The sequence below is a fragment of the Stutzerimonas stutzeri RCH2 genome (genome assembly GCF_000327065.1).
Classification (GTDB): domain Bacteria; phylum Pseudomonadota; class Gammaproteobacteria; order Pseudomonadales; family Pseudomonadaceae; genus Stutzerimonas; species Stutzerimonas stutzeri_AE.
Map to the genome: position 1 here is coordinate 2,940,530 of NC_019936.1, position 24,385 is coordinate 2,964,914.

At 64.5% G+C, this 24,385-nt stretch carries 19 protein-coding genes; 10 read left to right on the forward strand and 9 right to left on the reverse strand.

The window, feature by feature from the left end:
- The first annotated feature begins 19 nt into the window (after positions 1–19).
- The 3 genes from PSEST_RS13405 to PSEST_RS13415 all read left to right on the forward strand — a co-directional run bounded on the left by PSEST_RS13405 (position 20) and on the right by PSEST_RS13415 (position 2,171).
- Positions 20–1,078, forward strand: a complete 1,059-nt coding sequence (locus PSEST_RS13405; RefSeq protein ID WP_041756684.1) for an SDR family oxidoreductase — start codon at positions 20–22, stop codon at positions 1,076–1,078.
- Between the two features lie 72 nt (positions 1,079–1,150).
- The gene (locus PSEST_RS13410) at positions 1,151–1,618 is read left to right on the forward strand and encodes an RNA methyltransferase (protein ID WP_015277510.1); all 468 of its coding nucleotides are present in this window, start codon (positions 1,151–1,153) and stop codon (positions 1,616–1,618) included.
- A gap of 130 nt (positions 1,619–1,748) precedes the next feature.
- Entirely contained in the window at positions 1,749–2,171 is a 423-nt protein-coding gene (locus tag PSEST_RS13415; RefSeq protein ID WP_015277511.1) for a DUF2141 domain-containing protein, read from the forward strand.
- Positions 2,172–2,241: 70 nt separating this feature from the next.
- Here the strand turns inward: PSEST_RS13415 and PSEST_RS13420 are convergent, their stop codons facing one another.
- Together PSEST_RS13420 and PSEST_RS13425 are read right to left on the reverse strand one after the other, a co-directional pair.
- Positions 2,242–2,490, reverse strand: coding sequence for a zinc ribbon domain-containing protein (locus PSEST_RS13420; protein ID WP_015277512.1), 249 nt, complete (start codon positions 2,488–2,490; stop codon positions 2,242–2,244).
- A gap of 130 nt (positions 2,491–2,620) precedes the next feature.
- On the reverse strand, positions 2,621–3,625 hold the full coding sequence (locus PSEST_RS13425) for a sterol desaturase family protein (protein ID WP_015277513.1): 1,005 nt from the start codon (positions 3,623–3,625) through the stop codon (positions 2,621–2,623).
- A 459-nt stretch (positions 3,626–4,084) separates the two neighbouring features.
- Between PSEST_RS13425 and PSEST_RS13430 the strand changes: the two genes are divergently transcribed.
- On the forward strand, positions 4,085–5,176 hold the full coding sequence (locus PSEST_RS13430; protein ID WP_015277514.1) for an SMP-30/gluconolactonase/LRE family protein: 1,092 nt from the start codon (positions 4,085–4,087) through the stop codon (positions 5,174–5,176).
- Between the two features lie 93 nt (positions 5,177–5,269).
- On the opposite strand, the gene PSEST_RS22480 is transcribed toward PSEST_RS13430, so the two are convergent.
- The 3 genes from PSEST_RS22480 to PSEST_RS13435 all read right to left on the reverse strand — a co-directional run bounded on the left by PSEST_RS22480 (position 5,270) and on the right by PSEST_RS13435 (position 6,214).
- Positions 5,270–5,392: a hypothetical protein gene (locus PSEST_RS22480; protein ID WP_015277515.1), complete on the reverse strand. Its 123-nt coding sequence runs from the start codon at positions 5,390–5,392 to the stop codon at positions 5,270–5,272.
- Positions 5,393–5,530: 138 nt separating this feature from the next.
- On the reverse strand, positions 5,531–5,680 hold the full coding sequence (locus tag PSEST_RS22315) for a hypothetical protein (protein ID WP_015277516.1): 150 nt from the start codon (positions 5,678–5,680) through the stop codon (positions 5,531–5,533).
- Positions 5,681–5,812: 132 nt separating this feature from the next.
- Complete coding sequence (locus PSEST_RS13435) at positions 5,813–6,214, reverse strand: MerR family transcriptional regulator (protein WP_015277517.1); 402 nt, start codon at positions 6,212–6,214, stop codon at positions 5,813–5,815.
- Positions 6,215–6,276: 62 nt separating this feature from the next.
- Between PSEST_RS13435 and PSEST_RS13440 the strand changes: the two genes are divergently transcribed.
- Entirely contained in the window at positions 6,277–6,924 is a 648-nt protein-coding gene (locus tag PSEST_RS13440) for a cation transporter (RefSeq protein WP_015277518.1), read from the forward strand.
- Positions 6,925–6,943: 19 nt separating this feature from the next.
- Here PSEST_RS13440 and PSEST_RS13445 read toward each other — a convergent pair whose 3' ends face one another.
- Both PSEST_RS13445 and PSEST_RS13450 read right to left on the reverse strand, forming a co-directional pair.
- A complete protein-coding gene (locus PSEST_RS13445) occupies positions 6,944–8,851 on the reverse strand; it encodes an isoleucyl-tRNA synthetase (RefSeq protein WP_051035526.1) in 1,908 nt (635 codons plus the stop codon).
- 119 nt (positions 8,852–8,970) lie between these two features.
- Entirely contained in the window at positions 8,971–9,807 is an 837-nt protein-coding gene (locus tag PSEST_RS13450) for a CAP domain-containing protein (RefSeq protein WP_015277520.1), read from the reverse strand.
- Between the two features lie 153 nt (positions 9,808–9,960).
- Here PSEST_RS13450 and PSEST_RS13455 point away from each other — a divergent pair, with 153 nt between their 5' ends.
- The 4 genes from PSEST_RS13455 (at position 9,961) to PSEST_RS13470 (ending at position 22,206) form a co-directional block, all read left to right on the forward strand.
- Positions 9,961–10,362: a hypothetical protein gene (locus PSEST_RS13455; RefSeq protein WP_015277521.1), complete on the forward strand. Its 402-nt coding sequence runs from the start codon at positions 9,961–9,963 to the stop codon at positions 10,360–10,362.
- A 374-nt stretch (positions 10,363–10,736) separates the two neighbouring features.
- Entirely contained in the window at positions 10,737–19,268 is an 8,532-nt protein-coding gene (locus PSEST_RS13460; RefSeq protein WP_015277522.1) for a GH36-type glycosyl hydrolase domain-containing protein, read from the forward strand.
- Positions 19,269–19,446: 178 nt separating this feature from the next.
- The gene (locus PSEST_RS13465) at positions 19,447–21,447 is read left to right on the forward strand and encodes a peptidase U32 family protein (protein WP_015277524.1); all 2,001 of its coding nucleotides are present in this window, start codon (positions 19,447–19,449) and stop codon (positions 21,445–21,447) included.
- Between the two features lie 162 nt (positions 21,448–21,609).
- Entirely contained in the window at positions 21,610–22,206 is a 597-nt protein-coding gene (locus PSEST_RS13470) for a hypothetical protein (protein ID WP_015277525.1), read from the forward strand.
- Between the two features lie 5 nt (positions 22,207–22,211).
- Here PSEST_RS13470 and PSEST_RS13475 read toward each other — a convergent pair whose 3' ends face one another.
- Positions 22,212–22,943 carry a DUF72 domain-containing protein gene (locus PSEST_RS13475; RefSeq protein WP_015277526.1) on the reverse strand — a complete coding sequence of 244 codons (732 nt, stop codon included), beginning with the start codon at positions 22,941–22,943 and terminating at the stop codon, positions 22,212–22,214.
- Positions 22,944–23,031: 88 nt separating this feature from the next.
- On the opposite strand from PSEST_RS13475, the gene PSEST_RS13480 reads away from it, so the two are divergent.
- Complete coding sequence (locus PSEST_RS13480) at positions 23,032–23,820, forward strand: ion transporter (protein WP_015277527.1); 789 nt, start codon at positions 23,032–23,034, stop codon at positions 23,818–23,820.
- A 47-nt stretch (positions 23,821–23,867) separates the two neighbouring features.
- On the opposite strand, the gene PSEST_RS13485 is transcribed toward PSEST_RS13480, so the two are convergent.
- A complete protein-coding gene (locus PSEST_RS13485) occupies positions 23,868–24,305 on the reverse strand; it encodes a hypothetical protein (RefSeq protein WP_015277528.1) in 438 nt (145 codons plus the stop codon).
- Positions 24,306–24,385 lie beyond the last annotated feature (80 nt).

The following is a 24,385-nucleotide window of genomic DNA, read 5'->3' on the forward strand; positions in this document are numbered from 1 at the left end:
CGCTTTGTGGGGTCTGCATATGACAAATCAAGCACTGGTGGTCGGCGCGAGCGGCATCGTCGGCAGCGCGCTGTCGCGCCTGCTGGCCGATGAAGGCTGGAACGTGGCGGGACTGGCTCGCCGACCGAATATCCAGGCGGGTGTCACGCCGATCAGCGCCGATCTGCTGGACCCGAAGGCGCTCGCCTCGGCGCTGGCGGGCATTTCGCCTACTCACGTCTTCCTCAGCACTTGGGCGCGCCAGGCCAGCGAGGCGGAGAATATCCGCGTCAACGCGCAGATGGTACGCAACCTGCTCGAAGCCGTCCGGCCGGCTGGCACGGTCCGCCACGTAGCGCTGGTCACCGGTCTCAAGCACTACCTCGGCCCGTTCGAAGCCTACGGCAAGGGCGCGCTGCCGCAGACGCCGTTCCGCGAGGAACAGCGGCGGCTCGATGTCGAGAATTTCTATTACGCCCAGGAAGATGAGCTGTTCGCCGCCGCTGAGCGGGACGGCTTCAGCTGGAGCGTGCATCGGCCGCACACCATCACCGGCATCGCCGTCGGCAATGCCATGAACATGGCCACCACGCTGGCCGTGTACGCCTCCATCTGCCGCCACACGGGGCGGCCTTTCCGCTTTCCGGGGTCGGACGTGCAGTGGAACAGCCTGACCGATATGACCGACGCCGGCCAGCTCGCCAGGCACCTGCGCTGGGCCGCCAGCACGCCGGCAGCCGCCAACCAGGCCTTCAACGTCGTCAATGGCGATGTGTTCCGCTGGAAATGGATGTGGTCGCGCATTGCCGAGTGGTTCGGCATCGACGCCGCGCCGTTCGATGGCCCGGCTCCGCTGGAGCAGCAGATGGCGGGCGACGCGGACATCTGGAACGACATGACCAAGCAGTTCGGTCTCGCCGAGGCGGACATCGGCAAGCTCGTCTCGCCGTGGCACACCGATGCCGATCTCGGCCGCTTGATCGAGGTGGTGACGGACATGTCGAAGAGTCGCAAGCTCGGTTTTCTGGATTATCAGGCCAGCGACGAGGCGTTCTTCGAGGTGTTCGCCAGGCTGCGGGCGAGCAAGCTGATTCCCTGAGCCGGCTATCCGAGCCGTCATCGGACTGGACACTCCCGTATACTCGCGCGTTTTCCGCACGAGTCCCCTTCCGTGAGCAACAAACGCTATGCCTGCATCGGCCTGAGCAACCCCAAATCGCCCTCCAACGTGGGGGCGATCATGCGTGCCGCAGGCTGCTATGGCGCCGCTTCGGTGTTCTACACCGGCACCCGCTATGACCGCGCCAAGGACTTCGTCACCGATACCAAGAAGGTCCATCAGGACATTCCGCTGATCAACATCGATGACCTGCGCAAGATCCTCCCGCTCGGCTGCGTGCCGGTCGCGGTGGAGCTGGTCGAAGGTGCGCGCGCGCTGCCCGAGTACACCCACCCGGACCGTGCGCTGTACATCTTCGGCGCCGAGGATGGCTCGCTGAGCAAGGAGATTCGCGACTGGTGCGAGGATGTGGTGTACATCCCCACCAACGGCTGCATGAATCTCGCAGCAACGGTCAACGTGGTGCTCTACGACCGCCTGGCCAAGGGCAACAACACTCGCTCAGGGCCGCAGTTCTGATCGAACGATGGATGCGCCACGCGTGGACAACGCTTCGCCTGTTCGCTGAAGATGGCGACGATCGACTCAGTGTCGCCGGCCCACGTTTGAATCCAGCGACTTTCCGTGCCCCCGACTTCAAGAGCACAGCATGAAAGCACTTCCGATTCTGGGCGCTGCCCTCGCCCTCTTGATCCCCACGGCTTATGCCGAAGAGCTGCACGTCACACTCGACGGCATTCAACACGACAACGGCCAGGTGGCCGTAGCGGTTTATTCCGATCCGAAAACCTTCCGCAAGGATGACCAGGCATTCGCCGCGCAGAAGGCCAAGGCCGAGCAGGGAGCCGTGACGCTGGTATTCAAGGACGTGCCGCCCGGGCGCTACGCGGTGCTGGCCTACCATGACGAGAACGATAACGGTGAGATGGATCGCCGCTTCGGCATGATCCCAACGGAAGGCTACGGACTGTCGAACAATCCCAAGGTGATGGGCCCGCCCTCGTTCGAAGATAGCGCCTTCGCAATCACTGCCGGCGAGCCCACCAGAATCACGCTGGAGATGCGCTACTAGCGCAGCGGCGTGGAAAAGGCTTCGCCGTTTTCCACCCTTCCGAGCGCGGCATCAGGGCCTGCAGTTCGACTCAACGGCAGTTGCCGGCACAACCACTGCGGGCACATGCCGGCGCTTCGGGATTCTTCAACACCCGGCTGCTGACCACTCCAGCGGCGGTCATCAGCTTGGTCACCGGCGTGTCGTCCGGAATGGTCGCATCTTCGGCCAGCGCGCCGGCCGCGCGTAGTTCGCCCCAGGTTTTCGGCCGTAGTGCCATGGCGTGGCGAACTTCATACACCTGACCGTTGGCTTCGCAGCGGTAGTCGTAGGTCGGCATGGTATTCCTCTCGAGATGAATCAGTGTCGGCAGCCCGCGAGGGACAGCCACAGGCTGTCCCTCGCGTATCGGGCGCGATTGTACGAGGACTGTCGAAACGCGCCATCCCCTCGCTGGCCGCAGGCGCGGCTCAGAAATCGGTCCGGCGTGGCCTGCTGACCGGCATCACCTTGCGTGCCGTATCCACGAACGGCATGACGATGAGGCTGTAGAGCGTCAGGTAACGGTGCGAGTCCTGCTCGGCGGTACCGAAACGGATGTCTTCCGGCTTGGCGCCGGTGAGATACAGCGTGCCGAACATCCAGTCCCAAACGGACAGGTTGGTGCCGAAGTTCTTGTGGAAATGCCGAGGCGCATCGCTGTGATGAATCTGGTGCTGCGCCGGGCTGTTGAGGATGTGTTCGACGCGCGGCCCGAACGAAAGCCAGACGTGGCTGTGCCGCAGGTTCGAAGCCAGCGCGTTGAAGATGAACACCAGATAGGTCACGCCAAACAGCGTGTAGCGGCTGATTTCACCGCCGCACGCGTACCAGAAGAGCCCGGCATAGGCGCTGAGCAACACGAGGTCGACCAGCCGGCCGACCACCTTTTCCAGGAAATGCACGCGGCTGGCAGTCAACGGCACCATCACCGGTGCCGAATGATGGACCTTGTGAAACTCCCACAACCAACGACTGTGAAAGGCGCGGTGCACCCAGTACCCGGCAAAGTCGCTGATGACGAACACGCCGAGGCCGTAGAGCAACGACAACGACAGGTTTTGCCCGAGCTGCGGACGCGCGCCCCATAGGTTGGTGAAAAACGCGAGATAGTCGCCCGAGCGGAGAAGGTACGGGTCGACGAGCGCGACGATCGGCACCACCAGTACGACCTTCAGCACACCGCGAACGAAGTAGTAGCGATAGTCCAGACGCGCCGATGGATGCCAGTGCACCCGCCAGCCGCCGATAAATTGCCAGAACGATCCAGCCTCGGTAAGCCCGTGGCGTTTTCGATAACGGAACAAGGCATAGGCCACCGCATAGGAGACCCCAAGAAACAGCACGCCAAGGCGGCCGTTCAAGTCGAAAAAACTGCTGAGCTGATGCAGGATCGGGGCGATCAGGAACTGCTGGAGAGACTCGAAAACGCCCATGCTTGGCCGCCTCGGAGAAAAAGGTGGCGGATTATAGAGGCGGCAGAATCATTCGTATATGCGAATGCTTATCAGACGATAGTGGAATGCCATCAGCTTGACCGGGTGATTGCATCTGTCACGACGAGCAATGCCCTCCCCCTTATGCGGGCGCGAGTTCAACGACGGTATACGGGCAGGATCTCGTGGCTGCGGATAGCGGGTTTCAACGAGCAGACCGCGCCCCAACCTGCGCCACTCACAACCTGGCGTCGGCTCGCGCAAATAAGCGCTGCTGTGGGTCTTTCGTCAATGTCATATGACAACATGAAATCGCCGAACACCCTTCATCCAGTTGTTGTATATGTAATTTTTCAACATAACGGAGTTCTATAGCGACGGTTCCGCGGCATTTCCTTGAAAGTCATCGTACCTCTACTAAGATGGATTTCGCTTACATAAACCCACGAAGGTGTTCCGATGACCGAACAAGAACAACAACCATCACGCGATTCCCGCCGGCAGTTCCTGAAGCAGTCGCTGGCGTGCTCGGCGCTGTTGACTACCGGCCTAGCCCTACCCGGCCTTTCCCAGTCCGCCGAGCCGCTCAGCAGGCGGTATCCCGATCCTTCTCTGGAGGTGCTGGACGAAAGCTTTCTGCAGCTGCGCCTGTTCAATGCCAGCGTAGAGAAAATCGCCGATGGCCTGCGCTGGGCGGAAGGCCCCGTGTGGATTGGCGACGGGCGCTACCTGTTGCTGAGTGATATCCCCAACAACCGAATCATGCGTTGGGACGAGGTCACCGAGTCGCTCAGCGTTTATCGGGAGCAGGCCAATTTTTCCAACGGGCTGACACGAGACCGCCAGGGCCGCCTGGTGATATGCGAAGGCTCGACCACCCACGAGTTGGGAAGACGGGTGACGCGCATCGAGCATAACGGTGCCGTCACGGTGCTGGCCGACAACTACCAGGGCAAGCGCTTCAACTCGCCAAACGATGTGGTGGTCAAGCGCGACGGCTCGATCTGGTTCAGCGACCCGCCGTTTCAGGCTGGCAACTACTACGAAGGGCAGAAGATCCAGACCGAGCTGCCGGATGCCGTGTATCGCATAGACGGCGGGACACTGGAGGTCACGCGCGTGATCGAGGGCATCGCCGGCCCCAACGGTCTGTGTTTCTCGCCGGACGAAACGACGCTCTATGTGGTGGAGGGACGCGCCAAGCCGAACCGGTTGGTCTGGGCTTACAAGGTGAACGCCGACGCCACGCTGGGCGAGCGCAGCAAACACATCGAGGCCACCGCTCATGGTGCGCTGGATGGCATCAAATGCGACGAGACCGGCAACCTGTGGTGCGGCTGGGGAAGCTCCGGCTCACCGGAGGCGAACCCTGAAGGCCTGGATGGGGTGCGTGTGTTCAACCCCGCAGGCAAGGCGATCGGCCATATCCACCTGCCGGAGCGCTGCGCGAACCTGTGCTTCGGCGGTGCGCAGGGCAATCGTCTGTTCATGGCCAGCAGCCACGGCATCTACGCGCTGTACGTGAACGCCAGAGGTGCCACGTTCGCCTGACACAACCCGCGCCCGCATCTTCGCAGGTGGGTAACGCCTTGCTTGTCCACCTGACCGCGGCTACGCCGATTGGCTGGCCGCGGTGAGATTCGCCTACTTGCCCATCACCAGCGCGAAACCCACCACGATGCCGGCGAGTGCGATCACCCAGCCGATGCGGTGGGCACGGTTCTTTTCGGCCTGGCGGACGGGATCTACGGGCTTTTTCTTTCTCACGATTCACCTGCTTCTGGACACTGCTGCCGGTTGGCGTCTACGCCTTACGGCGCAGCGCGCCTTTTTAGGCCGGGCGGCTCGAATTGTCCAGCAGATGCAGCGTTACACGACGTCGGGCGGAGCCTCAGGCGCAGGCACCTAACCGAGCGGGCTCTGATCGGCTTCCGGTTGGTCTTTCGGAGCAGCGCCTGGATCGGCATCGTTTTCGCCAGAGTCCGGTACATCGCCGTACTCGTCGTAATCCGGCGGGGTCAGGCCATCCTTGAGTGGGTCGTCTGGATCGATCATGGCAGCTGTCCTCTGGCAACAATGGGCTGGGGTGACACATTGCCTTGGAACCCGAGGCAGACCGGGCGTTTCGTCAGCGCCGTACATGTCGATGTGCGGTGCGTGCGCAGCGAGTCGCGCAACACAGCAGACCTAGGACCGCCGCGCTCCGGTCAGGGTCTCGATGATGCGGCACTCGCGGACCGACGATTCGCTGCAACCCGCCAGGCGCTGCAGTTCCGCTTCGAGCCGCTGCAGATCGGCGATGCGCTGCCGCACTTCGACCAGATGGATCTGTACCAGGCGATCGACATCGCTGCAGGCATGCTCGGGCTGATCCGCCAGCTCGACCAGGGTGCGAATCTCATCGAGGGTGAAACCGAGTTCGCGCCCGCGCTTGATGAATCGCAGCTGCTCCGCGTCGCGCTCGCTGAACGTGCGATAGCCAGACTCGGTACGCGACGGCGGCGCAAGCAGGCCGATACGTTCGTAATAACGGATGGTTTCCACGTTCACTGCCGTGGCCTTGCTGAGTTTGCCGATGGTGAGTGACATCACTTGACCCTGTAGTCGCTACAGGGTTTAGCGTAGCGCCATCGACAACTGGAGGCGATGCCATGGCGGGAAATTGCTGCAGCAGTGGTTGTGCCAGTACGGCGGCACGGGGGCGCTATCGCCGCATTCTGTGGATTGCGCTGCTGATCAATCTGGCGATGTTCGGCGTCGAGATCGGTGCGGGCCTGCGCTCCGGCTCGGTCTCGCTGCTGGCCGACTCGCTGGACTTTTTCGGTGACGCAGCAAATTACGGCGTCAGTCTTTTCGTGCTGGGGCTCGGCGTGACGATGCGGGCGCGGGCGTCGCTGGCCAAGGCGCTGACGATGGGCCTGTTCGGCATATTCATTCTGGTGGTCGCCATCGGCAATTTCGTCGAAGGCAGCGTGCCACATGCCTCGACCATGGGCGTCGTTGGGGTGATCGCGCTGCTGGCCAACATAGCGGTGGCGGCGATGCTCTATGCCTACCGCGAAGGCGACAGCAACATGCGCAGCGTGTGGCTATGCAGCCGCAACGATGCGTTGGGCAACCTCGCCGTCATGCTGGCAGCGCTCGGCGTGTTCGGCACCGGCGCCGGTTGGCCGGACCTGATCGTGGCGACGATCATGGCGCTGCTCTCCATCAGCGCGGCGGTGCAGATCACCCGCCATGCCCTGGAAGAGCTGCGATCCGAACGGATAGCCGTCAGCGATGTGGAGCGACGCGCGTGACCGCAGGGTACACGCACGATTAAACCTCGCGAGGGCGAGCGCGCTCGGCGAGAAATGCCACTGGCGCCGTGCCATCGGCATTCAACTGGTAGATCTCGCGCGGCCTGCCCTGCTCATCCAGCACCAGCAGGCCGATACCCGAGCCGTTCCATAGCCGTTCGCCGGCGTTACTGCGGTCCGGCACGCGCGGTACGACTTCCAGGCGACGGCGCTTGGTCAGCCAGTTCAGTGGTGACCAGGGCGCGTAGAACCAGCGATTGAGGCGGTCGAACCAGTCCAGCAGGCGCCGCGGAAACTCGTTCTTTACGCCGCTGCTGGTGATCTGCCATAGCTGGGGCGCTGTATCGCGACCGCGAATGTGCACTTCGTAGACGAAGGAGTAGTGCACGTCGCCGGACAGCACCACGTAGTTACCCGGCGTACGGGTGTGGCGGAAGATATTCATCATCACGTGGGCCGCGCCGCGATGGGCCATCCAGTTCTCCGCATCCACCAGCAGCGGCTGGCCAGCCCAACTGAACACCCGTTGTACCGCTTCGATCAGCTTGACGCCGAACATCGGTGCCGGTGAGACGATCAGCACCGACGGCTTGTCGAGAATGTTCTGCTGGAATTCGCTCAGCGCTTCCCAATCCATCAGGCCTGACGGGCGACTGAGGTTGCGCTCGCTGCGCCAGCGCCGGGTGCGGGTGTCCAGCACCACCAGCGGCGGGTCGGTGGGCAGCTCGTAGCCCCAGCCGTCGAGTTTGAACAGCGTGTCGATCAGAGCGTTCTGCGCCGCGCAATCCAGCCAGCCATCGCTAGCCGTCGCCAGCAGCTCACGGAGCGGCAGCAGCAACTCGGCGAACCGCTTCGGCTCGTTGCCCCAGGCCTGGCACAGCAGGTAGGCGAGCAGCGCGTTGCCAATGATGCGTCTCGACAGCGGATGGCCGTAAGCGGTCTCCTCCCAGCGCGCGGAAAGGTTCCAGTCATCGGTGATGTCGTGGTCGTCGAAGATCATCAACGACGGCACATGAGCCAGGGCGCGTGCCACCTTCGGCAATCCCTCGATAAAACCTTGCAGACACGCCTCTTCACTGCGGTAGCGCTCGGCATGGGCGGGTTCCAGCGCGGGCATTTGCGGCGCGATCAGCGACCAGGGCGTCGGCGACCAGACGAGCAGGTACATCGCCATCACCTCGCCCAGGCTGATCAGGTGGTTCTGCCCGTTGGCGGTGGTGAACACCGGCTTCTCCACGCCACCGAAGAATCGCTCGCGCAGCGCCTCGTTGGACTTGAACGCTGGCAGCAGCTGCTCGCGGCGGTAATAGCTGGCCGGATGGGTCATCAGCGCATCGCTGTCACTCACCACCGCACCTTCGAGCTGCTCGCCATAGAGCCCGAGGCGGCGCACCAATGCGTGGATCGCTACCAGCATCGGCCCGGCGACATCGTCGGCATAGACCTGATCCCCCGTCATCAGCAACACGGCCGGGCGTTCGGCAGGCTTGCCCAGCGCGTCAGCCACCAGTTCGTCGACACACAACAGCCCGTCAGCCGCAGCATGGTGCGGCTTGCGGCAGGAACCATGCAGTACGCGATCGAGGCGCGACTTGATGACGAAGCTTGGCCGCGTAGTACCGTCATAGAGCAGATGCGGCGCGCACTCGGCGATGCCCTGCTCCACTGCACCATCATGGATGCGCAGGTCATATTCGATCACGCAATCGGTGGGCAGCGGTGCGTCAGGCACGAACTCGATCAGGTGCAATACAGCGTGCTTGCCGATCGGCAGACACCGGCAGCTCAGCTCGTCGAGCGAAACACGTTGTTGCAGTCCGAACGACGGGCTTTCTAGAACCAACGACAGCTCGAGCGGGCGCGAGCCAACCAGCCAGAGCGTCACAAGGCCAGGCTCGGTACGCCGTAGCAGCGGGCCCGCCAGCACGGCGGGCAGATGCTCGGGGGAAGGGATATCGGTCAAGGGCAACCCTGAAGATGGGAACAGGTTTGTCTGACAGCGCGCTGGCGCGATCGCTCAGCAAGCGAGCCAGCCACGCGGGCGGATCAGGGCGCGCCGAACATTGCCGTCCAGTAGATGGCGGCGTCACTCTGCGGATCGACCGCATAGGCTGCGCCAAGCTCGCTGAACTGCGGGTTCATCAGATTCGCGCAATGCCCGGGGCTGGCCAGCCAGCCGTCCAACACCTTGCGGGCGGTCGGCAGTGCCGCGGCGATATTTTCGCCGACCTGCCTGCCGGTGTAGCCAGCCAGCTCAGCGCGGTCGCCTGGCGTGCGGCCGTCCTCGCTCAGATGGCTGAAGAAGTTGCCGTTGGCCATAGCCCGGCTGTGGGCTCCGGCGGTGCTGCCCAGCGTATCGTTCCAGCTGAGCGGCCCGGCTGCGGCGAAGTCCTGCTTACCGCAACGGCGCGCGGAGGCACGGGCGGCGTTGATCTGCTCCAGCAGCTTCTGCCCTTCGGCCTGCCAGTCGCCCAAACGACCATCGAGCAATGGCCGCGCCACCACGATGCGCCAGTCACGGCCGTTGCGGCTCACGCCGATGTCGGCGAACTGCGGATTGAGGATCACCCGGCAGAAGCTCTCGCGCAGCGCCTGCATCGCCGCCTGCGCATCCCGCGGGCCGGACAGGGTGATCGCCTGCACCGTCACCATCGGATAGCCCGCCCGAGACAGCGCCTGCTGCAGATCGCCAGCGCCATCGACCGGCAGATTCAAGCGGGTATCGGCCGTCAGCGGCGGCAGCTCTTCGCTCGCCTTGTTGCCGCAGCGCTGTACTTCGCCACGGTAGGCGTTGATCGCATCGACCAGACGGGCCTCCTCGGCGGCTGCGAAGCCGGCAACGAACAACGTTGCGATCAACAGGACGGATGACAGAACACGCATGACAGTTCTCCAGCGAAATCCCTGACGGAACGAAGCGCACCCGGCGCAAAAATGAAGCGCCATGGTGCGCGAGGCTGCCGCGCTTGTCATCAGCGGGCCAGCATGTGGCCACTGGCTGTGCGCGTTGCGCAGGCTTGGCTATGATCGAAGACCATGAACAGCCTGCCGCCGCTTCGCCCATCCTGCCCGCCCGGCACCTGCACCTGCCGGCGCGACGAGCTGCTGGAAACGCCCGGCGCCGACGTGCGCATTCTCATGCTGACCCGGCATGAGGAACGGCGCCTGCTCGAACGCCTGGAAAACGTGCAGAGCCTGGACGATCTCGAACGCCTGCAGCAACGGATGTACGACCAGCTCGGCATCCGCATGACCGTCGCACCAGGGCACAACGAAGTGCGCAGCATGCGCGGCATCGCCATCGACTTCGCGGCACAGCCCGGCCTGTGCCGCAAGACCCGCCCCGCCATTGCCACCGCCGTGCGCCGCGGGCTGGAAAAACACCCGGAAATCGCCTGGCGCCTGCTCGATGCGCACGACCTGCTGGGCGGCCTCTGACCAGGGCGAAGCAATCCTCGCTCCCCTTGCGCAGCACAGAGTCAGGCATCTGGCGCGAGCCGATCAGGTCTGAGGGCCGGACCACGAAGCCCCGACAATAAAAGTGCCTATGCTGTATCGTGGAGCAATTGCTGCGACAGCATTCTTCCTGCAAACGGAGTGGCCCTATGGCCCTCCGCTTTCATGGCTCGCCGATTCTTGAAGCCTCTACCAGACCGCCCGCGGTCTGGTGCATGCACGAGGCCGTACGGCGATTTGGCAGAAACCGGCAATCGGTTTCCCGTTGTTCCGAAAGCTTGCCGCCGTGGTTCCTCCCGACAGGAGCCGGCGCACTAACGCCTGTTCCCCTATTTCCGCTAGTCGGACAGGCGCTCATGACCTCAGTTTTCCGTCACATCCTCGGCCGTCAGCAGCGCTCGCCCGTATGGAGCGACCTCGCACCCGTGCGTGAAGAGCTGTTCGGTACCGAACGGCTGGAGCACCACGCGCGCAGCCTTGCCGCGGCCCAGCCCATCACCAAGCGGCCGCCGGTCGTGTCGTCGCTGCATGCGCGCCTGAGTGAAAACGCGGCGGTGCTGCTTGCCGCCTACCGTTCCAGTGCCAGCGAGCTGGAGGCTGGCCGTAGCGTGGTGCCGGCTGCCGAATGGTTGCTGGATAACTACCATCTGGTCGAGGCGCAGATTCGCGAGATTCGCGATGATCTGCCGCCAGGCTTCTACCGCCAGCTGCCAAAACTGGCCGAAGGCCCGTTCGCCGGTTATCCGAGGGTGTTCGGCCTGGCCTGGGCCTTCGTCGCCCATACCGACAGCCATTTCGATCCCGAGACACTGCGGCGCTTCATCGTCGCTTATCAGCAGGTTCAGCCACTCACCATTGGCGAGCTGTGGGCCGTGGCGATCACCCTGCGCATCGTGCTGATCGAGAATCTGCGCCGTCTGAGCGACCAGATCACCGATGGCAGCATCACCCGCGCCGCAGCCGATGCACTGGCCAGCCGTCTGCTCTGCGCCGCCTCAGCAAAGCGAACGCTGGAGGATGAGATCGCCACGCGTGGCAGCGAAACCATGTCGGTAGTCTTCGCCGCGGAACTGGCCAAGCGTCTGCGCGATCAGGACCCCCGCACCACCCCGGCGTTGGGCTGGCTGGAGGAGGAGCTGGGTCGCCAGGGCAGCACCATCGACGAGGTGGTGCAGCACTCGCAACAGCGCCAGGGTGCCTCGAACGTCAGCGTGCGCAATGTCATCACCAGCATGCGGCTGATATCTGATATCGACTGGACCGAGCTGTTCGAGAGCATCAGCCTGGTGGACGCACGACTGCGTGCCGACAGCGCCTTCGCCAGCATGGATTTCCCCACCCGCAATCTCTATCGCAGCGCCATCGAACAGCTGGCACGCGGCTCGAGCGCGACCGAACTGGAGGTGGCCGAAGCCGCACTCAGCGCAGCCCGCGCCGCGCCAACCACGGACCTCGCACAGGATGAGCGCGTCGGCGATCCGGGTTATCACCTAATCGGCGAAGGCCGCCTCGCACTGGAGCGCAGCATCGGCTTCAGCGCGCCGCTCGGGCTGCGCCTGAGCCGTTTCAACGTGCAGCTCGGCATCGTCGGCTATGTCGGCGCCATCCTGCTGGTGACTGCGCTGCTGCTATCTGTCGGGCTGCAGGCGCTGGCTGGGGTCGGCGTCACCGCCGGCTGGCTTGCACTGCTGGCGGTGGTCGCATTCCTGCCGGTCACCGACGTCGCCACCACGCTGATCAATCGCCTGGTCACCTGGCGTTTCGGCGCCATGGCGCTGCCCGCGCTGGACCTGACCGCCGGCGTGCCGCAGTCGCTGCGCACCCTGGTCGCGGTGCCGACGCTGCTGACCAGCGAAGCGGACCTGCTGGAGCAGATCGAACGCATCGAAGTGCATCACCTGGCTGGCGCAGGAGGTGATCTCACCTTCGCATTGCTGACCGATGGGCTGGACGCCGACCAGGAAACCCTGCCGGGCGATGCGCATCTGCTCGCCGTCGCCGTTGCCGCCATTGCCGATCTGAACCGGCGCTATGGTCCGGCACCCGGCGGCAGTCGCTTCCTGATCCTGCATCGACGTCGCCAGTACAACCCCAGCGAAGGCTGCTGGATGGGTTGGGAGCGCAAGCGCGGCAAGCTGCACGAACTCAACCGGCTGCTGCGCGGCGCCAGCGACACCAGCTACATGCCGCTGGCCGGTTGCGCGCAGCAGGTGCCTTCCGATGTGCGCTACGTCATCACGCTGGACGCCGACACCCGCCTGCCGCGCGATGCCGCGATGCGCCTGATCGGCAAGATGGCGCACCCGCTCAACCGTCCGCGCTTCAGCGAGGCCGAGCAGCGCGTGATCAACGGCTACGCGATCCTCCAGCCGCGGGTCACCCCGTCGCTGCCGGTGGGCCGCGAAGGCTCGTTCTACCAGCGGGTGTTCTCCAGTCCTGGCGGCATGGACCCCTATGCCGCGGCGGTTTCCGACGTCTATCAGGACCTGTTTGGTGAAGGCTCCTTCACCGGCAAGGGCATCTATGACATCGATGCCTTCGAGGCGGCACTCGCCGGCCGTGTCCCGGAAAACAGCATGCTCAGCCACGACCTGTTCGAGGGCGTGTTCGCCCGTGCAGGGCTGGCCACCGATGTCGAAGTGGTCGAGGAATTCCCGTCGCGCTACGAGGTATCCGGCAAGCGCCAGCACCGCTGGACCCGTGGCGACTGGCAACTGCTGCCGTGGATTTTCGGCGCCCGCCGCGGCGCCCAGGCGCTGCCGGACATCGGCCGCTTCAAGATGCTCGACAACCTGCGCCGCTCGCTGGTCGCCCCGATCACGCTGCTGGCGCTGACGCTGTGCTGGCTGCTGCCACTGCCGGCCGCGCTGATCGGCAGCGCGCTGATCCTCGTGACCATGGCGATTCCGGCGTTCCTGCCGATCTGTTTCGCGCTGCTGCCCGCGCGTAGCGGCATCTGCGCGCAGAGCCATCTGCGCCGGCTGCTCGGCGACCTGCGCCTGGCCGCCTCGCAAACCGGGCTGAATCTCGCCTTCCTGCCGGACCAGGCCTGGCGCATGGGCGATGCCATCGTGCGCACGCTGTCGCGGCTGGCGGCCCGGCACCACCTGCTGGAATGGACCACCGCCGCCCAGTCGGCGATCAGCCCGCGTTTGAAGCTGAGCGGTTTCTATCGCGGCATGGCCGGCGGCATCGCGCTGGGTGTCGGCACCGCCCTCTTCGCCCTGCTGATCGCGCCGGGTTCCTGGCCTGTCGTGCTGCCCTTCGCGCTGCTCTGGCTGTGCGCCCCCGCAATTGCACTGTGGGCCAGCCGCTCGCCGCGCATCGCCCCCGGCCAGCAACTCGCCGAGGCGGATGCCGAGGAGCTGCGCCTGATCGCGCGGCGCACCTGGCGTTTCTTCGAAACCTTCGTCACGCCGGACGACAACATGCTGCCGCCCGACAACTTCCAGGAAGACCCCAGGCCGGTTGTCGCTCGCCGTACCTCACCCACCAACATGGGCCTCTACCTGCTCTCGGCCATCACCGCCCGTGATTTCGGCTGGGCCGGCACCCTGCAGACCCTCGACCGTCTGGAGGCGACGCTAGGCAGCATGAGTCGCCTGCAGCGCCATCGTGGGCATTTCTTCAACTGGTACGCCACCGAAGACATGCGCGTGCTGGAGCCGGCCTACGTATCGGCGGTTGACAGCGGCAACCTGGCCGGTCACCTGATCGCCATCGCTAACGCCTGCGAAGAATGGCTGGACGCACCCACTGCGCCGAATGCCCGCGCGGGCCTGCACGACACCCTGCTACTGATTCGCCAGGCTATGGCCGCACTGCCGACCACAAGCGGCAAGCGTGGGCGCGCGCTATCCGATCTGCTCGATCAGATCGCCGCGCAGCTGGGTGAGGAGCAAGCGCTCGACACGCTCTCGGCGACCCTCCACCAGCTTGCCGAAAAAGCCATGCGCCTGAGCCTGGAGGTCGCACCGCCGAGCGCGGATGACCAGTCGTCCGACCTGCACTTCTGGGTCGACGCCCTGGGCCGGTCCCTGTCCGAGCACATCCGAGACCGTCAGCTGCAAGGCGATACGCTCAGCGAAACAGAAGCACGCTTGCACGAGATTTCCCGCACGACGAGGCAGATGGCGCTGGAGATGGATTTTGCCTTTCTGCTCGACCCCGAGCGCAAGCTGCTCTCGATCGGCTACGGGCTGGCGGAAAACAGCCTCGACCCAAGCTGCTACGACCTGCTGGCCTCCGAGGCACGACTGGCCAGCCTGTTCGCCATCGCCAAGGGCGACGTGACCACCCGCCACTGGTTCCGCCTGGGCCGCACCGCGACCCCACTGGGCAACGGCTCGGCGCTGATTTCCTGGTCGGGCTCGATGTTCGAGTACCTGATGCCTTCGCTGGTCATGCGTGCACCGGCCGGCAGTCTGCTGGAGCAGACCAACCGCCTCGTGGTGCAGCGCCAGCAGGACTATGGCAACGACCGCAACGTCCCATGGGGCGTGTCCGAGTCGGCCTATCACGCCCGTGACATGGAATTCACCTATCAGTATTCCAATTTCGGCGTGCCGGGCCTCGGCCTCAAGCGCGGCCTGGCGGAAAACCTGGTCATCGCGCCTTATGCCACCGGCCTGGCGACCATGGTCGATGCGCCCGGCGCGCTGGCGAACTATCGCCGCCTGGCGCAGATGGGTGCGGTTGGCCGCTACGGTTTCTACGAGGCACTGGACTTCACCCCGGCGCGGCTGCCGGACGGCCAGTCCGTCACCATCGTGCGCAACTACATGGCCCACCACCAGGGCATGACCATCGTCGCCATCGCCAATACCCTGCAGGACGGGCAGATGCGTGCCCGCTTCCATCGCGAACCGATGATCCAGGCCTGCGAGCTGCTGCTGCAGGAGCGCATGCCACGTGATGTGGCCATCGCCCACCCGCGCGCCGAAGAGGTGAAGATCCGCGCAGTCGAGGCCAGTGGCGATCCACAGGCCCTGCGCCGGCTCAACACCTGCGCGGCCGGCGCCGCACCGGTCACGCATCTGCTCAGCAATGGCCGCTATGCGGTGATGCTCACCGCCGCCGGTGCCGGCTACAGCCGCTGGCGCGACATTGCCGTGACCCGTTGGCGCGAAGATGCCAGCCGTGACGATTACGGCTCGTTCATTTTCCTGCGCGACACCGCCGACGGCCGTGTCTGGCCCGCCGGCGGTCAACCCAGCGACAGCGATGCCGTGAGCCATGAAGTGATCTTTGCCGAGGACCGCGCCGAGTTCGTTCGTCACGATCTCGACCTGACCACCACCCTTGATGTACTGGTGTCCGGTGAAGACGACGGCGAAGTGCGCCGCGTATCACTGGTCAACAGCGGCGCCTATGCCCGCGAAATCGAACTGACGTCCTACAGCGAAGTGGTACTGACCACCCCGTCCACGGACAACGCCCACCCAGCCTTCGCCAAGCTGTTCGTGGTCACCGAATACCTACCCGACTTCGGCGCATTGCTCGCCACCCGGCGCCTGCGCAGCGAAAGCGAACGCCCGATCTGGGCGGCGCATTTCGCAGTGGTGGAAGGCGAGGTCGTGGCCGATCCGCAGTATGAAACCGACCGCGCCCGTTTCATCGCCCAGCGCCCGAACGTTGCCAGCGCGGCGGTGATCACCGAAGGACTGGCGCTGACGAATACGGTCGGCACGGTGCTCGATCCGATCTTCGCGCTCAAGTACCGGATCAAGGTTGCCCCGGGCAAGGTCGCCCGCGTGGCGTTCTGGACCTTCGTCGCAGGGTCGCGCGACGAGGTGCTCAATCTGATCGAGAAACACCACGACCGCAGCGCCTACGACCGCGCCAAGACACTGGCCTGGACCCAGGCGCAGGTGCAACTGCGCCATCTGGACGTCAAGCCGGCGGAAGCGGCTGATTTCCAGCGCCTGGGGGCGCCGATCCTCTATGCCGATCCGCAGTTCCGCGCGCCATCGGCGGCGATCATCGAGGGCGCGGGAGCCCAATCCGGGCTCTGGCCACATTCGATATCCGGCGACCTGCCCATCGTGCTGCTGCGCATCGACGATGTTCAGGACATTGCCCAGGTTCGCCAGCTGCTTCGCGCCCACGAGTATTGGCGCATGAAGCGCCTGGCGGTGGATCTGGTGATTCTCAACGAGCACGCCAGCTCCTACCTGCAGGACCTGCAGATCGCCATCGAAACCGCCGTGCGCAGCAGTCAGTCGCGCCCGCGTTTCGGCGCCGAGCTCGCCCAGGGTTCGGTATACATGCTGCGCGCCGACCTACTGAGCACCGAGGCGCGCGCATTGCTGCGCAGCGTGGCCAGAGTTTCGCTGATCGCTCGCCGCGGTCCGATCGACAAGCAACTGGCCAACCAGTTGCTCGCCTCGCAGGTGCCGCTCATGGCGCCACGCCTTTCCGCCAGACCCTCGACAGCCATCGCACAGCCTTCCGCTATCGACGTTTCGCCCCACCTCGAGTGCTTCAACGGCCTGGGTGGTTTCGACAAGGATGGCCGCGAGTACGTGACGCTGCTGGACGCAGGCGCCAACACGCCCGCGCCCTGGATAAACGTGATCGCCAATCCGCAGTTCGGCTTCCAGGTTTCGGCACAGGGCAGCGGCTACACCTGGGCGGAAAACAGCCGGGAAAACCAGCTCACGCCCTGGTCCAACGACCCGGTTACCGATCCCTGCGGCGAAGCCTTCTATGTGCGCGATGAAGACAGCGGCGCGCTGTTCAGCCCCACCGCCCAACCGATCCGGGATACGGGGCTCTACGTGGCGCGGCACGGCCACGGCTACAGCCGCTTCGAACACCAGGCCGACGGCATCGCCATGGACCTGCTGGAATACGTGCCTCTGGCCGATCCGATCAAGATTTCCCGCCTGACCCTGCGCAACCTGTCGGCAGTGCCGCGCCGGTTGTCGGTGACCCGCTACAGCGAATGGGTGCTCGGCACCGCGCGGGGTGCCAATGCGCCTTTCATCATCACCGAGCGCGACGAAAGCTGCGGCATGCTGCTGGCACGCACCCCCTGGAGCAGCGCCTTTCCCGGGCGCGTGGCCTTTGCCGACCTTGGCGGCCGACAGACCGCCTGGACGGCCGATCGCCGCGAACTTCTCGGTCGCAACAGCGGGCCGGCCACGCCAGCGGCACTGCTCACCGGCGCGCCGCTCACAGGTGCCACAGGGGCCGGCATGGACCCTTGCGCGGCCTTGCAGACTCGTGTCGAACTGGCTGCGGGCGAGAGCATCGAAATCATCGCCTTCATCGGTCAATGCCCGTCGGCAGACGCCGCGCGGGCGCTGGTCGAGCGATATCGCCAGACGGACCTGGACGCCGTGCTGCTGGAAGTCACCGAGCACTGGCGCAGCGCGCTGGGAGCCGTACAGGTGAAAACGCCGGACCGCGCGATGGACATCATGCTCAACGGCTGGCTGCTGTATCAGACCCTGGCCTGCCGCATCTGGGCGCGCTCGGCCTTCTACCAGGCGAGCGGCGCCTATGGCTTCCGCGACCAGTTGCAGGACGGCATGGCGCTGACCTTCTCGCGGCCCGAGGCTACCCGCAGCCACATCCTGCGTGCGGCCAGCCGGCAGTTCCCGGAAGGCGACGTGCAGCACTGGTGGCTGCCGCATTCCGGCCAGGGCGTGCGCACGCGCATCTCCGATGACCGTGTCTGGCTGGCGTTCGCCACCGCGACCTACATTCAGGTTGCCGGCGACGCGACGATCCTCGATGAACCGGTGACCTTCCTCGAAGGGCCCCTGCTCAAGCCCGGCGAACACGACGCGTTCTTCCAGCCGATGATGGCCGGCGACGCCGCGCCGCTGTTCGAGCACTGCGCGCGTGGTCTGGATCAGTGCCTGGAACTGACCGGCGAACTCGGCCTGCCGCTGATTGGCGGCGGCGACTGGAACGACGGCATGAACCGCGTCGGTGAGGACGGCAAGGGCGAAAGCGTCTGGCTCGGCTGGCTGCTGCTGCGCACCATCGAACTCTTCGCGCCGCTGGCGGACCAGCGCGGCACCGTGGCTGATGTCCAACGCGCGGAGCGCTGGCGCAAGCATGCCCAGGCTCTGGCTGATTCGCTTGAAGAAAAGGCCTGGGATGGCGAGTGGTATCGCCGCGCAACCTTCGACGACGGGACCTGGCTCGGTTCCAAGGACAGCGATGAATGCCGGATCGACTCCATCGCCCAGTCGTGGGCGGTATTGTCCGGCGCAGCAGACCCCGCCCGCGCAAAACAGGCCATGGCTTCAGTGCGGCAGCACCTGATCCGCGAGCAGGACGGTCTGGCCCTGCTGTTCACCCCGCCGTTCGACAAGACCGAAAAAGAGCCTGGCTACATCAAGGGTTACCCGCCGGGCTTGCGCGAAAATGGCGGGCAATACAGCCACGCCGCGATGTGGGCCATGCTCGCCTTCGCCAAGCTGGGCGATGGCGATGCGGCCTGCCGCATGTTCAGCCTGCTCAACCCGATCAATCATGCGCTGACGCCGGAAGGAAGCCGCCGCTACAAAGTCGAACCCTACGTGGTGGCGGCGGACGTCTACGGCGTCGCGCCACACAAGGGCCGTGGCGGCTGGACCTGGTACACCGGCGCCGCCGGCTGGATGCACCGCGCAGGCGTCGAAGGCATCCTCGGCATTCGCCGCGAAGGAGAATGGTTGATCGTCGATCCATGCATCAGCAGCCAATGGCCGGGGTTCGAAGCCACCATCACGCTGGGCGAAACGCGCTACGCCATCCGCTTGGAGAACCCGACCCAAGCCAACCGCGGTATCCAGCACGCACAGCTGGATGAACGCTCACTCGATTGCACAAACGGGTGGGTGCGGCTTGCGCTGGATGAAGGGCAACATCAGGTGGTGTTGAGGTTGTAGACGAAGCCGCAGACCGTTCCCTCGTACTCGCGAGGGAACGGAACCACCGACGCACCCGTGAGCCTCCGGTCATAGCCCTGGTCGGGGGTCATCGCATCCGACTCGCCCGGCGGCCAGTCCCAAACCGGCCGCAAGCCATTACAATGCGCGCCTTTCGATTCAAACCCGGTCCGCGCCAATGTCCCTGCCCAAGCACCATCTCGAACTGCTCGCCCCCGCCCGGGATGCCAGCATTGCCCGTGAAGCCATCCTGCATGGCGCCGATGCGGTGTATATCGGCGGCCCGAGCTTCGGTGCGCGGCACAATGCCGAGAACAGCGTGGCGGATATCGCCGAGTTGGTGAAATTCGCCCACCTGTTTCATGCGCGGGTGTTCGTCACCATCAACACCATCCTGCATGACGATGAGCTGGACGCCGCGCGCACGCTGATCCACCAGCTGTACGAGATCGGCGTCGATGCCCTGATCGTGCAGGACATGGGCATCATGGAGCTGGACATTCCGCCCATCGAGATCCACGCCAGCACCCAGACCGACATCCGCACGCTGGAACGGGCCAAGTTCCTCGACAAGGCTGGCTTCTCGCAGCTGGTTCTCGCCCGCGAGCTGAACCTGCAGGAAATCCGCGCGATCTACGACGAAGTGGATTCGACCCTTGAGTTCTTCATCCACGGCGCGCTCTGCGTGGCGTTCTCCGGGCAGTGCAACATCAGCCACGCGCAGACCGGGCGCAGCGCCAACCGCGGCGACTGCTCGCAAGCCTGCCGCCTGCCCTACACGCTGAAGGACGATCAGGGCCGCGTGGTGGCCTTCGAAAAGCATCTGCTGTCGATGAAGGACAACAACCAGAGCGCCAACCTTAGCGCCCTGGTCGACGCCGGCGTGCGTTCGTTCAAGATCGAGGGGCGCTACAAGGATGTGAGCTACGTGAAGAACATCACCGCTTACTACCGCCAGCGCCTCGACGGCATCCTCGCCGAACGCCCGGACCTAGCCCGCGCCTCCAGCGGCCGCACCGATCACTTCTTCGTGCCGGACCCGGACAAGACCTTCCACCGCGGCAGCACCGACTACTTCGTCACCGATCGCAAGATCGACATCGGCGCCTTCGATTCGCCGACCTTCACCGGCCTTGCGGTCGGCGAAGTGCTCAAGGTGGGCAAGCATGACCTGACCGTGCAGACCCGCGAGCCGCTGTCCAATGGTGATGGCCTCAATGTGCTGATCAAACGCGAAGTGGTGGGTTTCCGCGCCAGCGTGGTCGAGCCGCTGAAGCAGTTCGAGGAAGACGGTCAGTCGTTCTGGCAGTACCGCGTCGAACCCAACGAAATGCCCACCGCCATGCGTCAGGTGCGCCCGAACCACCCGCTCAACCGCAACCTGGACCACAACTGGCAGAACGCCCTGCTCAAGACCTCCGCCGAACGCCGCGTCGGTGTGCGCTGGCTGGCCAAGCTGCGCGCCGATGAACTGGAACTGCACGTCACCAGCGAGGAAGGCGCCTATGCCACGGCCACCCTGCCCGGCCCCTTCGGCGAGGCGAAGAAGCCCGAGCAGGTGCCCGGCCAGATCGCCGATCTGCTGAGCCAGCTGGGCACCACGATCTACCACGCCGAAGAAGTCGAGGTGGATGCACCGCAGGCGTTCTTCATCCCCAACTCGCAACTCAAGGCGCTGCGCCGTGAAGCCATCGAGGCGCTGGGCGAAGCGCGCGAAGCCATCCGTCCGCGCGGCGGGCGCAAGCCGGTCAGCGTGCCGCCGCCGGTCTATCCGGAGTCGCACCTGTCGTTCCTCTACAACGTCTACAACGAGAAGGCCCGCGCCTTCTATCACCGCTACGGCGTGCAACTGATCGATGCGGCCTACGAGGCTCACGAGGAAACCGGCGAGGTGCCGGTGATGATCACCAAGCACTGCCTGCGCTTCTCCTTCAACCTCTGCCCAAAACAGGCCAAGGGCGTCACCGGCGTGCGCACCAAGGTCGCGCCGATGCAGCTGGTGCACGGCGACGAGGTGCTGACGCTGAAGTTCGACTGCAAGCCATGCGAGATGCATGTGGTAGGCAAGATGAAGGACCATATCCTAGACCTGCCGCTGCCGGGCAGTGCCAGCAGCGTGGTCGGGCAGATCAGTCCGGACGATCTGATGAAGACCATTCGCCGCTCACCACAAGCCTGATTGGCCGCGGTCACGCCAGTCGGCTACGCCCACAGCCGACCGGCTCACGTCCGCACACAAATCTGCCGGAACCATCACCCGCTACGTTGCGCCAAAGATTCATGACAGGTGTTGAACCACCCATGAATCGCAGCCCAGGCTGCACGCACACGAAGGTGATCCATGAAACAGATTCTGATCGCAGCATTCGATCGCTACGAACAAGCCCAGCAGGTCAAGCAGGAACTGGTGCAGCAGGGCATCGCCGATGACGACATTCAGCTGTCTGCGGCGATGAACCCGGAACAGGTCGATGGCAGCCGTGTGGAAGTGGTGGGTGAGGAGCCGGATGCGGATGCCACCGCCGCCGACAAGATCGGCAGCTTCTTCAGCAAACTCTTCGGCGACAGTGCCGACAAGCACGCGGGCCGCTATCCCGAAGCAGCGCGCCGGGGTTCAACGGTAGTCACCGTTTCGCTGAATGACGAGGGCCCGGTGTCGATGGTCGAACAGGTGATGGAGCGCAACGGCGCCATCGATATCGACGAGCGCAGCACGAACTGGGGCGATGCCGACGCGACCCCGGTGACGGCCAGCACCGAGACGCTGACCACCGGCTATCCGGATGCCACTTCGATCAGCGTCGATGAGCGCGAACTGGACGGCAGCGCCACACCTGACCGAGGCCAGGATTCCGGTTCGATCCCGGGGCGTGCGGAGAACGAGAAAGCCGGCAGACGCGACAACACCGCAGGCCGCGTGCGCATCATTCCTCGCTGAACCGGCTAGCGCCGCAGCATCGACTGCAACGTCAGCGCATTGTCCACGGCAGCACCGCTGGCGGTGTTGTCGAAGATGCACCAGCAGGGCACACCCGACTGCGCACATCGGCGCAGTTCGTCGGCCAGACGCTCCAGCCACTCGGTTGAATAGGCTGAGTGGTAGATACATGGCGAGCCGTGCAGCCGGTAGTAACGCATGCCCGACCAGCCACCCGGCTGATCGCCCCCGGCAATTGGTGAAGGGTCCGCTGCCACCCGGGCGATTCGCCAACGCTCGAGCAGTTCATCGGCATCCAGCCAGCTGGCATGCCGCGGCTCCAGGGCGAGTTGGCCGGCATAGCGCTCGCGTAGCGCTTCGAAGAAATCGCCTGCCACCGCGCGCTCGAAGCCGAGCGATGGCGGCAGCTGCAACAGCAGGCAACCGAGTTTGTCGCCAAGCTCGGTCGCTTCGTCGAGAAAACCTTCAAGCGCGGCGCCGCAGTCGCGCAATCGCCGTTCATGGGTGATCTGCCGAGGCACCTTTACACAGAAACTGAAACCCTCCGGCACGCTCGCGGCCCACTTGCGGTAGGTTGCCGGACGATGCGGACGGTAGAACGAACTGTTGATTTCGACTGCCGAGAACTGCTGGGCGAAGCGCTGCAGATGGGTGCCATCGCTCGGGAACGCCGGCCAGGCCGCTCGCGGCAGGCTCCAACCGGCGCAGCCAAGACGAATGCTTTCGCTGGATTTCATCGAAAATCCTCTTGATCTCGCAGCCAACGCTGGCTGGTCATGTGCTTTAAACTTGCGCGCCGCCCGCCTCAGCTCACACGGTTCATCCATGAAGCAACGCTCCGTCACGCCTTTTCAGATACTCATCCTGGTGCTGTCGATTTATGTGATCGGCGCGCTGGTGGCCGATCTGGTATTCGATCTGCCCGACGACATATCGACTCTGCTTGGGTATCTGGACAACATCGTCTGCTTCTTTTTCTTCCTCGACTTCTGGATGCGCCTGCAACAGGCCGAGAACAAGTTGCGCTTCATGCGCTGGGGCTGGATCGATCTGCTGGCCAGCGTGCCGGCCGGTGGGTTGCAGGCGGCCAAGCTGTTCCGTGCATTCCAGATTCTGCGGGTGCTACGGGCGATCAAGTCGCTGCGGCTGATCTGGCGCATCCTGTTTCGCAACCGTGCCGAAGGCATCGTCGCCTCTGCCGCCACGGCAACCATGCTGCTGGTGGCCTTCGGCGCGTTGACCATGCTCTTGGTGGAAGCGCCGAATCCGGAGAGCTCGATCAACACGCCGGAAGAGGCGCTGTGGTGGGCATTCGTCACCGTCACCACGGTCGGCTACGGCGACTTCTATCCGGTCACTACCCAGGGCCGCATTGTCGCGGTGCTGTTGATGGTCTCCGGCGTCGGGCTATTCGGCAGCTTCGCCGCCTATATCGGTTCGCTGTTCGTCGCCGACCGGCACGAGGAAGACAACCGCGAGCAACTGGCCGATCGAGAAACCATGCAGCGGCTGCTGCTGCAAGTGGAATGCCTGACCGAGGAAGTGCGCAGCCTGAAGCTGCAGCTGAGTGACAATCGCCGCGAAGATGGCGATACGGTGGAGCGAGGAGGTTGAGCTGAAAGCCCCTGCACCTTGAAGGCGCAAGGGCTGCCGAGACGCAATCAGTTGGCGAAGTAGGCCTGAGCGCGAGCCACTTCAGCCGGCGTCGGCTTGTACACGGTCCACTGGTCACCGGCGTTCTTCTTGTAGCGAACCTCGTTTTTCTCTACGTCGAACTCGTAGAACGGGTAGACCTCACGCAGGTTGTAGAACGCCGCCGGGGCGAAGAACAGGATGTCCGCGACCAGATAGCCACTGTTGAACTTCAACGGAATCAGACCGTACATCGGCTCCATACCCGGCTTCTCGGCACGGAAGCGGTACTGGCCGAAGCTGGTGGCCTTGTACGTCTTGCTGACGGGGTTCTTCAGTACCAGCGGTGCGTCCTGGTTGATCTTGATGGCAAGATCCGGATCGGTGGAGCGCAGCGAAGTGGTGGCGGTGCAGGCCGAAAGCAGTACGGCACTGACAGCTACGGCAAGAATGTGTTTGGCGTTCATCTTTAAGTCCCTTGTTGTCCATCGAAAAATCGACAGCTCTCATCCAGCCGGCTCTACCGGGGCTGTTGGCCATCCATTGC

What these genes read in the sequence shown, in the direction of transcription:
- PSEST_RS13440 (WP_015277518.1), top strand. Translation starts at nt 6,277, where the DNA reads ATGGCGGGAAATTGCTGCAGCAGTGGTTGTGCCAGTACGGCGGCACGG.
- PSEST_RS22315 (WP_015277516.1), bottom strand. Translation starts at nt 5,680, where the DNA reads ATGATCGATCCAGACGACCCACTCAAGGATGGCCTGACCCCGCCGGAT.
- PSEST_RS13435 (WP_015277517.1), bottom strand. Translation starts at nt 6,214, where the DNA reads ATGTCACTCACCATCGGCAAACTCAGCAAGGCCACGGCAGTGAACGTG.
- PSEST_RS13480 (WP_015277527.1), top strand. Translation starts at nt 23,032, where the DNA reads ATGAAGCAACGCTCCGTCACGCCTTTTCAGATACTCATCCTGGTGCTG.
- PSEST_RS13405 (WP_041756684.1), top strand. Translation starts at nt 20, where the DNA reads ATGACAAATCAAGCACTGGTGGTCGGCGCGAGCGGCATCGTCGGCAGC.
- PSEST_RS13460 (WP_015277522.1), top strand. Translation starts at nt 10,737, where the DNA reads ATGACCTCAGTTTTCCGTCACATCCTCGGCCGTCAGCAGCGCTCGCCC.
- PSEST_RS13430 (WP_015277514.1), top strand. Translation starts at nt 4,085, where the DNA reads ATGACCGAACAAGAACAACAACCATCACGCGATTCCCGCCGGCAGTTC.
- PSEST_RS13465 (WP_015277524.1), top strand. Translation starts at nt 19,447, where the DNA reads ATGTCCCTGCCCAAGCACCATCTCGAACTGCTCGCCCCCGCCCGGGAT.
- PSEST_RS13470 (WP_015277525.1), top strand. Translation starts at nt 21,610, where the DNA reads ATGAAACAGATTCTGATCGCAGCATTCGATCGCTACGAACAAGCCCAG.
- PSEST_RS13485 (WP_015277528.1), bottom strand. Translation starts at nt 24,305, where the DNA reads ATGAACGCCAAACACATTCTTGCCGTAGCTGTCAGTGCCGTACTGCTT.
- PSEST_RS13475 (WP_015277526.1), bottom strand. Translation starts at nt 22,943, where the DNA reads ATGAAATCCAGCGAAAGCATTCGTCTTGGCTGCGCCGGTTGGAGCCTG.
- PSEST_RS13420 (WP_015277512.1), bottom strand. Translation starts at nt 2,490, where the DNA reads ATGCCGACCTACGACTACCGCTGCGAAGCCAACGGTCAGGTGTATGAA.
- PSEST_RS13450 (WP_015277520.1), bottom strand. Translation starts at nt 9,807, where the DNA reads ATGCGTGTTCTGTCATCCGTCCTGTTGATCGCAACGTTGTTCGTTGCC.
- PSEST_RS13415 (WP_015277511.1), top strand. Translation starts at nt 1,749, where the DNA reads ATGAAAGCACTTCCGATTCTGGGCGCTGCCCTCGCCCTCTTGATCCCC.
- PSEST_RS13455 (WP_015277521.1), top strand. Translation starts at nt 9,961, where the DNA reads ATGAACAGCCTGCCGCCGCTTCGCCCATCCTGCCCGCCCGGCACCTGC.
- PSEST_RS13425 (WP_015277513.1), bottom strand. Translation starts at nt 3,625, where the DNA reads ATGGGCGTTTTCGAGTCTCTCCAGCAGTTCCTGATCGCCCCGATCCTG.